This window comes from Komarekiella delphini-convector SJRDD-AB1 (genome assembly GCF_014831675.1).
Taxonomy (GTDB): Bacteria; Cyanobacteriota; Cyanobacteriia; order Cyanobacteriales; family Nostocaceae; genus Komarekiella.
The window spans coordinates 68,280-81,317 of sequence record NZ_VJXY01000003.1 but is presented as its reverse complement, the minus strand read 5'-3'; the positions used below and the strand labels follow the sequence as shown (position 1 = coordinate 81,317).

The window sequence follows — 13,038 nt, the reverse complement described above, 5'->3', positions numbered from 1 at the left end:
AGGGTTTGCCAAAGCATCGGAACTTCGGGCGACCGTCGGGATTTCGGATGCAATCCAATGCGTATGGGGGGTTTTCCACACCTGATAGTGCGGCTAGCTCCTCTAGTTGATGGGCAGGATTTTCTCCTCCTACGTAGCACAATTGTAAAAGAGACAGCCAAATCGGCAGTGATAAGTTCTAACAGAGCTTTCTTCTGCTTTTAACTTGCTTAGCTTTTGTCGTCTCCTACGAGGAAAGCATCTATTGCTAAAAATTTGCTGGTGATTTTTGTAAAAGGTAAAAGGTAAAATCAATTATTAATAAAAATTAACTTTCAGCCTTCTGCCTTACCGAACTTCTGATGTCTTACGACAAACCCTCCGAGTGACGCTCGTACCCCCACGGGGAAGCAAGCTACGCGCAGTATATCGCAGGCAAGACTATCTACCACAGCGAACTATCACAGTCGCCTAGGTCGGGTTTCTTTGCAGCGCTGCCTCACCGCCCTACGGGCGTCTATGGCAAAAGCCGCAGTTCAGAGTTCTCTCTGCTTTCTTCCTTCTAACTTTTACCTTTGCTATATGGCCCGCGACTATTATGAAATTCTGGGTGTCTCCCGTGACGCCGACAAAGAAGAACTCAAACAAGCCTACCGCCGCTTAGCCCGAAAGTATCACCCAGACGTGAACAAAGAACCAGGCGCGGAAGAACGCTTTAAAGAAATTAATCGCGCTTATGAGGTACTCTCAGAATCAGAAACCCGCGCTCGTTATGATCGCTTTGGCCCAGAGGGTGTGTCAAGTGGAGCTGGTGCAGGCTTCCAAGATATTGGCGACATGGGTGGCTTTGCCGATATTTTTGAAAGCATCTTTAGTGGCTTCGCTGGCGGCATGGGTGGCCCAACACAACAAAGACGACGCAGTGGGCCTGTGCGGGGTGATGATCTGCGGCTAGACCTGAAGTTAGACTTTCGGGAAGCCGTGTTTGGCGGTGAAAAAGAAATTCGGATTTCGCATTTAGAAAACTGTGAAGTGTGTAGCGGTTCGGGTGCTAAGCCTGGAACGCGCCCCAGGAATTGTTCGACTTGTGGTGGTTCAGGTCAAGTACGTCGTGTCACTAGAACCCCCTTTGGTAGCTTTACCCAAGTCTCAACTTGTCCCACTTGTAATGGAACAGGGATGGTAATTGAAGATAAATGTGATGCGTGTGACGGTAAGGGCGCAAACCAAGTAACGAAGAAACTCAAAATTACTATTCCTGCTGGTGTGGATAATGGTACACGCTTGCGAATTTCTAATGAAGGAGATGCTGGTCAACGGAGTGGCCCTCCTGGTGACTTGTACGTTTACTTATTTGTGAACGAGGATGAAGAATTCCAACGAGACGGCATCAACATTCTCTCAGAAATCAAAATTAGCTATCTCCAGGCAATTCTAGGTTGCCGTTTAGAAGTAGATACAGTAGATGGGCCGGTGGAACTGATAATTCCTGCTGGAACTCAGCCAAATACGGTGATGAAGTTGGAAAATCGTGGCGTACCTCGCTTGGGAAATCCCGTAAGTCGGGGCGACCATATGCTGACGGTGTTAATTGATATTCCTAACAAAGTGACTCCAGATGAGAGGGAATTGTTGGAGAAGCTAGCTAAAATTAAGGGAGACCGTACTGGTAAAGGCGGTCTAGAAGGATTTTTGGGAAATCTGTTTAAGTGATGAAGCCCCCCTCCCTTTCAATTCCTGATGCTCAACTCGATTTGCGCGGCACTCCTTGCCCGATTAATTTTGTGCGGACAAAACTACGTCTGGAGAAAATGCAGCCAGGAGGTTTGCTGGAAGTCTGGTTAGACCTTGGAGAGCCAATTGAGCAGGTTCCTGATAGTCTGACAATGGCAGGCTATCAGGTTGAACAAATTATAGATTGCACTAGTTATTTTTCTCTATTAGTACGCCGCCCATTTACTGAGCAATGAGAGGGGAAAATATTGCCGGAAATGGAGAGTTATCGGGTACTGTGCTAGCCGTGCAGGCTAATTTTTACCAGGTGCAAATGGATGCAGGAGCAGAGGAAAAAAATTCTTTTTATCCTCCTCTTCTCTTATGTACTCGCAGAACACGCCTGAAAAAAATTGGACAACAGGTGATGGTGGGCGATCGCGTCGTTGTAGAAGAACCAGATTGGGTTGGAGGACGGGGGGCGATCGCTGAGGTTTTACCCCGCCAAAGCGAATTAGATCGTCCAGCGATCGCTAATGTTAACCAAATTATGTTGGTCTTTGCTGTTGCCGATCCGCCTTTGGAACCTTATCAATTGAGTCGGTTTCTAGTTAAGGCAGAATCTACTGGCTTGGATGTGCTTTTATGTTTAAATAAAAGTGATTTAATTTCACAGCAGGAACACCAGCAAATTAGCGATCGCTTACTTGGTTGGGGCTATCAAGCATTATTTATTAGCGTTAGAAATGGTATAAATATTGACCAAGCAGCCAGTTATCTGAGTAATAAAATTACTGTAGTCGCTGGGCCTTCTGGTGTTGGTAAATCTAGCTTAATTAATGCGCTGATTTCTTCGGTCAACCTGCGCGTGGGAGAAGTTTCGGGTAAACTAGCTCGTGGTCGTCATACTACCCGCCATATAGAATTATTTGAGTTGCCTAGCGGTGGTTTACTAGCAGATACTCCCGGCTTTAACCAGCCTGATTTGGATTGTACTCCAGAAGAATTAGTACATTATTTTCCAGAAGCTAGAGAGCGCTTAGCAGTTGCTAGCTGTCGGTTTAGTGATTGTCTGCATCGAGACGAGCCTGATTGTGCCGTGCGCGGAGACTGGGAGCGGTATCAACATTATTTAGAATTTATGACGGAAGCGATCGCCCTTCAAACTCAGCTTCACCAACAAGCCGATCCTGAATCCAACCTCAAGTTAAAAAGCAAAAGCAAAGGGCAAAGTCAATACGAACCCAAGCTCGAAAGTAAAAAATATCGCCGTGTTTCCCGGCGGACTCAACTGCAAGCACTACAAGATTTGTATCAGGACGAGGAGTAAAAGTTTTACTTAACGTGGAACATGGATGCAGGTACACTACACAAATAGTAGTTATCTTTTTTAAAGATTTATATATTAAGTTATAAGTCAGTTCTGTTGACGGCAGTTACATCAAGGAGGAAGCCAACTCTTAGATTTCTCTTTGCAACGCAATGGCTCCGTAGCAATGTATTCTGGTGTGGAATCGGATAAATTGTGAATAAATTACGAATCATTATAACAATCTCCATAAAGTCTTAAAATATTGTTAATTTCTGCCAAACCTCTCGACCTTCAATTTACAAGTACCACCAAATCATTATGGCTATCGGCTACGTCGCTCTTGTACTCCACGCACACCTACCCTTCGTTCGTCACCCAGAAAGCGACTATGTGCTTGAGGAAGAATGGCTTTATGAAGCCATCACCGAAACATACATTCCTTTACTGAAAGTATTTGAAGGCTTAAAGCGAGACGGCATCGACTTTAAAATCACAATGAGCATGACACCGCCTTTAGTGTCAATGCTTCGTGACCCTCTGTTGCAAGAACGTTATGACGCACACTTAGCTCAACTCGAAGAACTGATAGAACTGGAGGCCGAACGAAATGCTCACAACGGACATATTCGTTATTTAGCTGAACATTACGCCACTGAGTTTAATGAAGCGCGTCAGTTATGGGAACGCTACGACGGGGATTTGGTAACGGCTTTTAAGCAGTTCCAAGACACTAATAACTTAGAAATTATCACTTGCGGTGCTACCCACGGCTACTTACCGCTGATGAAAATGTATCCGCAAGCTGTTTGGGCGCAAATTCAGGTAGCATGCGAACACTATGAGCAAACCTTTGGACAAGCACCCAGAGGTATTTGGTTGCCGGAATGCGCCTATTATGAAGGTGTAGAGCGGATGCTAGCAGATGCCGGGTTGCGCTACTTCCTCACCGATGGGCATGGTATCCTTTATGCTCGTCCTCGTCCGCGTTTTGGTACTTATGCCCCGATTTTTACAGAGACAGGTGTTGCAGCCTTTGGTCGAGATCATGAATCTTCTCAGCAGGTATGGTCTTCTGAAGTGGGTTATCCAGGTGCAGCAGAATATCGAGAATTTTACAAAGATTTGGGCTGGGAAGCAGAATATGAGTATATCAAGCCCTATATCATGCCCAACGGTCAGCGTAAAAACACGGGGATTAAGTATCATAAAATTACTGGACGTGGCTTAGGGCTTGCAGATAAAGCACTCTACGACCCTTATTGGGCCAGGGAAAAGGCCGCAGAACATGCCGCTAACTTTATGTATAATCGAGAGCGGCAATCTGAGCATCTTTACGGTATAATGCAACGCCCACCAGTGATTGTTTCGCCCTACGATGCAGAGTTATTCGGACATTGGTGGTATGAAGGCCCCTGGTTTATAGATTACCTGTTCCGCAAGTCATGGTATGACCAAAAAACCTATGCAATGACCCATTTGGCAGACTATTTACGAGCACAACCAACTCAGCAAGTCTGCCGTCCTTCGCAATCAAGCTGGGGTTTTAAGGGATTTCATGAGTATTGGTTGAACGAGACAAATGCATGGATTTATCCTCATTTGCACAAGGCTGCAGAACGCATGATTGAAATCTCGCACTTGGAACCGGAAGATGAATTGGGGTGGAAAGCACTGAACCAAGCAGCGCGGGAACTGCTATTGGCACAATCTTCCGACTGGGCGTTTATTATGCGGACGGGAACAATGGTACCCTATGCAGTCAGACGGACACGATCGCACCTGATGCGGTTCAATAAACTCTACGAAGACGTTAAAATTGGCAAAATCGACAGCGGTTGGCTGGAAAAAGTCGAGTTAATGGACAACATCTTCCCCAAAATTAACTATCGCGTCTACCGTCCGTTGTCATAGTATCGCTTGTAGACGCCATATATATGACGCCAGTTGCTTAGCGTAGGTGGGCAATGCCCGCCTTATATTAGAAGTGAGGAGTATGTATTTTACCAACAACAGAGCGAGCCTTAGCCTGTGTAAGGGTTTGTCAAATGTTGTCAAATCTGTACAAAGATATCCGCTTATTTCTATTTGACGACAAAACCAGACAGGTTTGCATCTTAGCTGGAGATAATCTCCAAATCATCGTATTAAGTAATGGGATCTGGGATTTTATCAATGAACCAGAATTATGAGCAAATGAGTTTTACAGAGTTGAGAGCTTATGTCATTGAAAACCGCGAAGACATTGAAGCTCTACGTTTTCTAATGAGCAAACGTGATCCCAATTCCAAAGGTTATCCCATGCCTATGACAGAAGCCGATATGCAGGCACAGATGGAAATCATCAGGCGTAAGATTAATGGAGAGCTTTAGTTAGGATTGTTACTCAGTAAATGCAGGTGAGCGATCGCTCTAGTCTGTATCCATGCCAGTAATAGAATTAGCCAACTTTTCCAAGAATTCAGACGCCAGTTAAGTTCTTGGCTGATAAAGGTAGCTTGACGGTGAAAGTAGCTCCTTGTCCAACGCCTGGACTAGTGGCTTGAATAGTGCCGCCATGTAATTCTACTAAATGACGAGCGATCGCTAAACCTAATCCTAAACCACCTTTGTGAGTGGAATGTCCCTGATGATAGCGTTCAAAAACATGGGGCAGTAACTCTGGGCTGATACCGATACCTGTATCACTTACTTGTATGAGTGCTGTTAGCGATAGCGGGGCGTTTAGCCCGTCAGGAGTGGAGAGTGCTGAGTCGGGAGAGGTTGATTTAGAACAAGTCGATAACCGTACTTCTACCCGTCCTCCTGGCGGAGTAAATTTAATGGCATTCGAGAGTATATTCCCTAAAACTTGCAGTAAACGGTTGATATCGGCAGAAATTGCTGGAATTGACCTGTCAAGTGTGGACTCTAAACTAATATTCTTAGCATTTGCGGATGGGTAGACAGTTTCGATCGCTACTCCGATAATTGCCCCTAAATTAACTTGGCTAAACTCAAGCTGTAGCTTGCCGCGGATGATGCGAGACATATCCAGCAGGTCTTCCAAAAGTTTTGCTTGGGACTTAGCATTGCTTTCAATGGTTTCGAGAGCGCGGTTCATATTATCTGAATCAAGTTGCCGAGTCCGCAGTATTTTCGCCCAGCCAAGAATGGCATTGAGTGGTGATCGCAGGTCATGGGATACCATTGCGACAAACTCATCTTTAGTGCGGTTAGCAGCTTCAGCTTCAGCGCGGGCGGTTTGCTCAAGTTGCAAAAGCAGATTACGTTCAGCTTCTAACTGCTTGCGATCATCTATATCTGTACTTGTGCCAAACCATTTCATGACACGTCCTTGCTCGTCCTTGATCGGCAAACCTCTGGCTAAATGCCAGCGATATATGCCGTCAAACCGTCGATAACGCATTTCATGTTCGTAAAGTTCACCTGTCCGCACAGATTCTACCCATGCCTGGATAGCTGGTTGAATGTCTTCTGGATGTAAAACTTTTGTCCAGCCAAATCCCAGCGCTTCCTTAATTGGTTGTCCAGTAAATTCACACCATCGTTGATTGACATGCTCGTATTCACCGCTAGCATTGCAAATCCAGACGAGTTGTGGCATGGCATCAGATAAGTAGCGGTAGCGTTCCTCGCTTTGACGCAAGGCGACTTCCGCATGCTTGCGATCGCTAATATCTGTTGTACTGCCAACTGCCCTTACTGGCTGCCCCTTGGCATTTCGTTTAATTACTCCTTGATCTAGCACATACCGATATTGCTGATCTTTGTGAAGCGTTCTGTATTCAACAGCATAGTGATTTTGATTGGCAGACATAGCCCGAAAGTAGTTACCTAAAAGCTCTCTATCTTCGGGATGAGTTTGCTCTCTCCACCATTGATGAGTTGCTTGTGTCTCTTCTAAGGAGTAACCCAAAATTCTGGTTAGCCCCTCAGTTCTGTCAACCGTATTTCTTTCAATATCCCAGTCATAAATTAAACAATTGACTGCTGCCGCCGCCAGTTGGAAACGCTCATTACTTAAGCGTAGCTTTTCCTCCACTTGCTTGCGTTCTGTAATGTCAAAGGTTGTACCAATAATCTGGTGGGGTGAACCGTCAGCATTCCTAGTAAATACAGTATCTCGACTACAAAACCAGCGCCATTCCCCATTAGCGTGTCGCATCCGATACTCATTTTCTAGAATGTCACCATCTTTAACTGTGTCAAATCGTGTATCTATAACAGGTGAGCGAGCTAAATCATCAGGATGCATTAAATTGATCAGGAACTCGGCTCCCATATCTTGAATTTGTTGAGGAGTGTAGCCAAGCAATTTATTAACCTGACCATTGAGATAGATATTCCGCGCTTCTAAGAGGTCGTAAACGTACAAAATTCCTGGAGTTGTTTCGGCGATGCGTTCAATGAAACGTTGGCTCTCCTGCAACCGTTGCTCTGCCTGCTTTTTTTCAGTCACATCCCGCCAAGAAGCGACAAAGCCATCTCCCATTTTGGTGATCCGAATATCAACGGCTTTGGTTAACTGCTGCTTGCTATTAAAGGAAGTGTAGGTAAGTGATTCTTTCGCCAAAGGCTTGCCCGTTTCCACAACTTGGCAACACTCATTAAACAAGCCACTTTCTCGAAAATTAAGTAGAATTTTGCACAAGCTTTTGCTTTGCTGTTCCTCCTGACTCATGCGGTTAAATTCACAAGCAGCAGCATTCACATAATCAACTTGAAAGTCCACTATTTCAGCCGTTTCATTCCGAATAGCTGAATAAATACCAAAACAATCCAGCATATTCTCAACCGAAGTGCGGAAACGCTCCTCACTGCGTTGCAGTTCTTGACGTAACTGAGCATTTTTGATTGCCGAGTGGATAGTAGAGCGCAAACGCTCCGCCGTCGTCTGTCCCTTGACCAGATAGTCTTGAACGCCACTTTTCATCGCCTGGACAGCCACAACTTCGTTGCCATACCCAGTTAACATGATCACAACAGGCATGGCTCCCTGTGTCTGCTGTTTTAATTCCGCCATAAATTCCAGCCCATCCAAGTCTGGCAGCAGAAAGTCTAATAAGATCCCATCAGGCTGAAACTGCCGACATAGTGCCAGCGCTCCTTCTCCCGATTCTTCTTCGAGAATTGTGTAGCTGTGTTCCCGGTCTTGCAGCAGATAGCGACGATAAGCCTGGCGGTCTTCAGGAGAATCGTCGATGATTAAAATGGTTAGCGGTTGTGCCATGACTACTTGCTAGCAGCATTAGGGAGAATCGCAATATCCAACCAATAGGTTATGAAGCTTTGAATCGTTTGTACTAGTCTGTTGATATCGATTGGTTTCAAAATATAACTAGCAACACAGCAGCGATAACATATTTCAATATCTCTAGGGTTAGAAGAAGTAGTAAATACAACTACAGGAATAATTTTTAAGTCTTGATCTTGTTTGATTTGCTCTAAGACTTCTCGTCCATCGGTTCCCGGTAAATTCAAGTCGAGCAAAATAATTGAAGGACAGGGAAACCTTTGAGCATCGCTGTAGGGGCCCTTGTGGTAGAGAAAATCCAACGCTTCATCGCCATCGGTACAGCGAAAGACAGGATTGATTACGGCTTGTCGGTGCATGACTCGACGCAGAGCTTCAAAGTCTTCGTCACTGTCTTCAATCACTAACAAGGGTTGAGCGGTTTTGCAAATCATGGGTTCAGTCCACTTCCTGCAATGTGAAATAGAAGGTACTACCTTCGCCATAAGTTGACTCCACCCAGATTTTACCGCCATGTCGTTCCACAATTTTTTTTGTAATGGTTAGCCCCGCCCCTGTACCACCGCCATATTTGTTTGGGCCGTGTAGTCGTTTGAAGATGCGGAAAATTGACTCAAAATGTTTTTCTCGAATACCAATACCGTTATCTCGCACGTAGAAAATGACTGGTGCTGTGGGGTGGTCAATATAGCCAATTTCAATCCATTTTTCGGTTTTGTCGTTGTATTTAATGGCGTTGGCAATCAGGTTGTTGAAGACTTCACCTATCTGGACGCGATCGCAATACACTAATGGTAACGGTCTAGGAATACAGATTTTTATCTGCATTTGCTCAATTCGAGCGCTCAACAGATCTAAACTTCGATTGACAACACTATTGATGTCGGTTTGCTGCATGGAAAGATCCACCCTTCCCAAGCGGGAAAAATGCAGCAGCGAATCGATTAAATCCTCCATCCGCTGGGTGAGACGAATCAAAGTTCTTAACTTGTCTCTTCCCTCGTCGTTGAGGGTTTCGCCGTAGTCTTCAATTAGAAAATTAGAATAATTATGAATCCCCCGCAGTGGTTCTTTCAAATCATGAGAAGCAATGTAAGCAAAAGCATCCAATTCGTTATTACTACGTTCTAGTTCGATATTCAACTGCGCTAGTTCATCTGCCTTCCGCAGCACCACGCCAATAATTGCACTTCTTAACTCCAGTGCTGCATTCACCTCACAATATTTCCAGGGAAGAGATTTTAACCTGACTGTTTCTTTCCATAATTCAAAAGACTTGCGGGGTGATAAACGCAAATTGCCATTTGCCTTCACTTCTACAATTTTACTCGGATTCCCTCCCCAATTTACAGTTTGCACCACTTCTGGGCGGAACCACAAAACAAAGTTTTTTTGAGTTTTGGAAAAAGAAAACGCCATCAAACCACTAGCTACATCTTGAAATTTTTCTGCCTCTGGATAAACTTGTGATAATGCATCAGTATATAAAATTTCCTCTTGCAAGTTTTGATAAATCCATTCCACCAAATGTTTAATATCCGGCTTTTCTGGAGTATTACCAACAGTAAAATATTCTCCTTCAAAAGATACTGCCGCTCCTTGGGCATTCACGAGATTAAGTAAATTTGGTTGATAGTTAATCAAACCCTGAATAAAGTTTGTTTCTGCCGACATATATTCCACTAATTTGCTATGGACAGATTTTAACTGGATCTTATATTCAGAATCTTCGCTATCTTCTTTAGCGCCCAGTTCTAAAGATGTCATTTGCCCCAAAAATTCACAGGCATTACGAATTTCATAGGGAAGAAATTTAGGTGATTGGTGATGGCAAGCAATGAGTCCCCAAAGTTTTTTATTTTTCATAATGGAAATTGACATTGATGCGGTTACGCCCATATTGTGCAAATACTCAATGTGGCAAGGCGAAACACTCCGCAACACCGACCTACTTAAATTTAAAGGCTGTTCAGTCAAAGGATTATTTGCAGGTACAATTGCTGCTGGTTCGTAGTTAGCATCTGGTATCAGCCTCAGCCAGTTTTGGCTGAAGAGTTCTCTAGCTTGTGGGGGAATATCTAAAGCGGGGTAGTGTAAACCTAAGTATGAAGCGAGATATTCTGGCTTATCGTCAGCAATAACTATACCGTTATAATTATCATCAAATCGATAGACCATTACCCGATCAAAGCCAGTGATTTTTTTTACTTCTTTGACTAGAACTTGGCTAATTTCTGTGACAGATGATGCAACTTGCAACTTAGATATAGTCTGTTTAACTAAGTGATAAAATTTAAAAAATGCGTTACTTTTTTCTAAAATTGCAGGTTCTAACTCTAGAATCAAAACTTGATCACTGCGATGAATAATCCCATCAAAGTGTACAGACTTGTTTCCTGATTTAATTGTAAATTCAATAGGATTGGTAAATTGCAAATCTTCCTGTAATAAACAATCTTGCAAAAAATTGATTTGCTCAGGTTCAAGTAATTTACTCAAAGGTTGATTTAGCAATTCTTCTGGACTCATACCCAAAAAATGGGATATATTATTGCTACTTTGCAGGATAGTTAACTCTGGCTCTTTTAATGCTAAAAGGACTCCATGAGGTTGAATCGAGCCAGGAATATGAATTGGCTCTAAGTCATAGTTAGTGAGTTCAACTTGGAAAGGAGTGATAATATCTTTAGCGTTCACGTCTTAGTACCAATGATTACAAGTATGTCTTGATTAGATTTAGTTATGAAATTTTAGGTTTGATATATCTATAGAAATATATCTAAAGTTAGACGTAATTAGATTTAAATAAAATTTTCTCATTAGTTTGCTGTTTGTCAAAGAGAAATTTATAAATATCAATGAATATAAACATACACAGAATTCAAAATAGGAATGAATTACAAATGCTAATAAACAATTAGCTGCAAATAGGATCATGGCTAGAGAAATTGAGTTATTCTCTAGGTAAAATTGGCGCGATCGCAGTAAAATTGCCAATAATGTGTCACTTGAGAAAACAACTAGTTTATTAGCAATTATTCTCATTTTTCTAACGTTAATGGAGATGTTATGGAACCTCCTCTCTCGCTTGCTGGCTTAAATATCCTTGTAGTTGATGATGATGATGATACTCGCTTTTATATTACTACTGTCTTGGAAGCAGATGGAGCCACCGTCATGGCAGTCGCATCAGCAGCAGCAGCACGCCAAGTGTTACCTGAATTGCAACCCGATGTATTGATTTCTGATATTGCTATGCCTGGTGAAGATGGCTACACTCTGATCCGCAAGGTAAGAGCGCAAAAGCCAGATAATGGTGGACAAGTCCCCGCTATTGCCTTAACAGCCTATGGTGATAGCGAGGATCGTATCCGCGCCTTAGAAGCTGGCTTTCATACTCATGTTTCTAAACCCATTGATCCAGAAGAACTAGTTGCAATTGTTGCTGGTTTGGTTGCTTCTTGTAATTGGTAATTGTTATTCTTGGTATTTATTTTTTCCAAGAACCACTTTCGCACTTCACTAAACGCTCAAGCGTATTAATATCTTTTTGATTACCCGCAGTGCGGATTTGCTTTTCAACAGCGATGTTAATTAGTTCCATCTCCAGACGTTTGAGATCAGCTTGCTGTTCATCAGTTTGAATTTTTTGACTATTTACACTGTTCAAGTTTTGCAAAACAGGCTTTTGCTTGTCTAACTCAAACCTGTTGACTAAAGAATTAACTACGTAGCTTTGTTCTGGACGAGCAGTCTGTAAAATTTGGCTAATTGATTGACTGAAAATTGTTTTTTCTAGTTTTGCAGAAAATTTGTTTTGCAACCAAGCTTCAGAAGTGGATATCGGTAAATCTATAGATTTTTCATCGACTTTAGCGAACGCATGAGCTTCAGCATAGGCAACTCGTCCATCTTTATTGTAGTCGGCGGAGCTAACAGCTTTTCCTGTGCGATCGCGTCCACTCAAACCAGCAAAAAAACTAGAACTATAATCTCGATAATCAGCTTCATTAACCTCTGGCGTACAGCCTACTGAAGGTAAACTTTTAATCGTAGCAAAGAAACCACAACGCGTCTGAAGTGCGACAGGACGTTTGGGATCTCCTCCCTCGTAAATAAAATTAGCAAAAGAGCCAGAAAAACACTGAGCCATCATTGCAACAACAGGTGTTTTTGGAGATACTTTGTCCAACATTTGAGAAAACTGTCTCACACTCAGCTGTTGCTTATTCCACAAGTAAAAAGAATTGTTATCTAAATCTTGTTCATTCAATCCTCCATGTCCTGTGAAATATAAAAATGAAGTTTTAGAGTTTTTCTGTTGTGCTAGCTGTTGAAAATAACGCTCTAAATTCTTTAAAGTAATAGCACCTTGGAGATAGGGAATATTTGGTCGTTTAAATTGCTGTCTTCCCTGTTGATCAATATAGCGGATAGAGGCTTGTCCATCGTTACCATTGGCAAAGAAAATAGATGCAACTTGCTTTGGCTCGTACCCCATGAATTGCAGAGTGCGCTGAAAGAAAAGCACATTTTTCTCTAAAGCAATTTCGTTGAAAGAAGGCGCACCACCACCACCCACAACTAAAAATTTTGGTGTTGACTGAGTACTTTGACAAACATGAGACTGTTGTGGACTCGCCTCGCTAGAGAGTGGAACTACTATTAGCAAGCCACAGATAAAATTTACTAATAAGCGGCGCATTTGAGAATTATGCTGTGTTATTTATTCCATTACAGCATCTCTATAGCAATCCTAAATCATAGAATAAAAAGATAC

Annotated in this window: 11 protein-coding genes; 7 read left to right on the top strand and 4 right to left on the bottom strand. The window is 42.9% G+C overall.

Annotated features, from left to right (window positions below):
• Positions 1 to 561: 561 nt before the first annotated feature.
• The 6 genes from dnaJ (at position 562) to FNW02_RS04255 (ending at position 5,374) form a co-directional block, all read left to right on the top strand.
• On the top strand, positions 562 to 1,692 hold the full coding sequence (gene dnaJ, locus FNW02_RS04280; RefSeq protein ID WP_191756339.1) for a molecular chaperone DnaJ: 1,131 nt from the start codon (positions 562 to 564) through the stop codon (positions 1,690 to 1,692).
• Positions 1,692 to 1,949, top strand: a complete 258-nt coding sequence (locus tag FNW02_RS04275) for a sulfurtransferase TusA family protein (protein WP_191756491.1) — start codon at positions 1,692 to 1,694, stop codon at positions 1,947 to 1,949. The genes dnaJ and FNW02_RS04275 overlap by 1 nt, the downstream gene beginning before the upstream one ends.
• Positions 1,946 to 3,022 carry a small ribosomal subunit biogenesis GTPase RsgA gene (gene rsgA / locus FNW02_RS04270; RefSeq protein WP_191756338.1) on the top strand — a complete coding sequence of 359 codons (1,077 nt, stop codon included), beginning with the start codon at positions 1,946 to 1,948 and terminating at the stop codon, positions 3,020 to 3,022. The genes FNW02_RS04275 and rsgA overlap by 4 nt, the downstream gene beginning before the upstream one ends.
• 300 nt (positions 3,023 to 3,322) lie before the next feature.
• Complete coding sequence (locus FNW02_RS04265; protein WP_191756337.1) at positions 3,323 to 4,915, top strand: glycoside hydrolase family 57 protein; 1,593 nt, start codon at positions 3,323 to 3,325, stop codon at positions 4,913 to 4,915.
• 86 nt (positions 4,916 to 5,001) lie between these two features.
• On the top strand, positions 5,002 to 5,193 hold the full coding sequence (locus tag FNW02_RS04260) for a DUF6888 family protein (protein WP_191756490.1): 192 nt from the start codon (positions 5,002 to 5,004) through the stop codon (positions 5,191 to 5,193).
• Positions 5,177 to 5,374, top strand: a complete 198-nt coding sequence (locus tag FNW02_RS04255; RefSeq protein WP_191756336.1) for a DUF6887 family protein — start codon at positions 5,177 to 5,179, stop codon at positions 5,372 to 5,374. The genes FNW02_RS04260 and FNW02_RS04255 overlap by 17 nt, the downstream gene beginning before the upstream one ends.
• Before the next feature lie 88 nt (positions 5,375 to 5,462).
• Here the strand turns inward: FNW02_RS04255 and FNW02_RS04250 are convergent, their stop codons facing one another.
• Genes FNW02_RS04250 through FNW02_RS04240 form a run of 3 tightly spaced genes read right to left on the bottom strand, consistent with a single transcriptional unit; the run spans position 5,463 to position 10,955 of the window.
• Positions 5,463 to 8,234, bottom strand: coding sequence for a hybrid sensor histidine kinase/response regulator (locus tag FNW02_RS04250; protein WP_191756335.1), 2,772 nt, complete (start codon positions 8,232 to 8,234; stop codon positions 5,463 to 5,465).
• Between the two features lie 2 nt (positions 8,235 to 8,236).
• Positions 8,237 to 8,692, bottom strand: a complete 456-nt coding sequence (locus FNW02_RS04245) for a response regulator (RefSeq protein WP_191756334.1) — start codon at positions 8,690 to 8,692, stop codon at positions 8,237 to 8,239.
• Positions 8,693 to 8,696: 4 nt separating this feature from the next.
• A complete protein-coding gene (locus FNW02_RS04240; protein WP_191756333.1) occupies positions 8,697 to 10,955 on the bottom strand; it encodes an ATP-binding protein in 2,259 nt (752 codons plus the stop codon).
• Between the two features lie 372 nt (positions 10,956 to 11,327).
• On the opposite strand from FNW02_RS04240, the gene FNW02_RS04235 reads away from it, so the two are divergent.
• Positions 11,328 to 11,732 (top strand): response regulator, encoded by a 405-nt coding sequence (locus FNW02_RS04235; protein WP_162395424.1) that lies wholly within the window; start codon positions 11,328 to 11,330, stop codon positions 11,730 to 11,732.
• A 16-nt stretch (positions 11,733 to 11,748) separates the two neighbouring features.
• Here FNW02_RS04235 and FNW02_RS04230 read toward each other — a convergent pair whose 3' ends face one another.
• A complete protein-coding gene (locus FNW02_RS04230; RefSeq protein WP_191756332.1) occupies positions 11,749 to 12,963 on the bottom strand; it encodes an ATP synthase subunit B family protein in 1,215 nt (404 codons plus the stop codon).
• Positions 12,964 to 13,038 lie beyond the last annotated feature (75 nt).

Bases quoted from the DNA above. Each gene is read 5' to 3' on its own strand.
- FNW02_RS04230 (WP_191756332.1), bottom strand. From the start codon at position 12,963: ATGCGCCGCTTATTAGTAAATTTTATCTGTGGCTTGCTAATAGTAGTT.
- FNW02_RS04245 (WP_191756334.1), bottom strand. From the start codon at position 8,692: ATGATTTGCAAAACCGCTCAACCCTTGTTAGTGATTGAAGACAGTGAC.
- FNW02_RS04275 (WP_191756491.1), top strand. From the start codon at position 1,692: ATGAAGCCCCCCTCCCTTTCAATTCCTGATGCTCAACTCGATTTGCGC.
- FNW02_RS04265 (WP_191756337.1), top strand. From the start codon at position 3,323: ATGGCTATCGGCTACGTCGCTCTTGTACTCCACGCACACCTACCCTTC.
- dnaJ (WP_191756339.1), top strand. From the start codon at position 562: ATGGCCCGCGACTATTATGAAATTCTGGGTGTCTCCCGTGACGCCGAC.
- FNW02_RS04235 (WP_162395424.1), top strand. From the start codon at position 11,328: ATGGAACCTCCTCTCTCGCTTGCTGGCTTAAATATCCTTGTAGTTGAT.
- rsgA (WP_191756338.1), top strand. From the start codon at position 1,946: ATGAGAGGGGAAAATATTGCCGGAAATGGAGAGTTATCGGGTACTGTG.
- FNW02_RS04250 (WP_191756335.1), bottom strand. From the start codon at position 8,234: ATGGCACAACCGCTAACCATTTTAATCATCGACGATTCTCCTGAAGAC.
- FNW02_RS04255 (WP_191756336.1), top strand. From the start codon at position 5,177: ATGAACCAGAATTATGAGCAAATGAGTTTTACAGAGTTGAGAGCTTAT.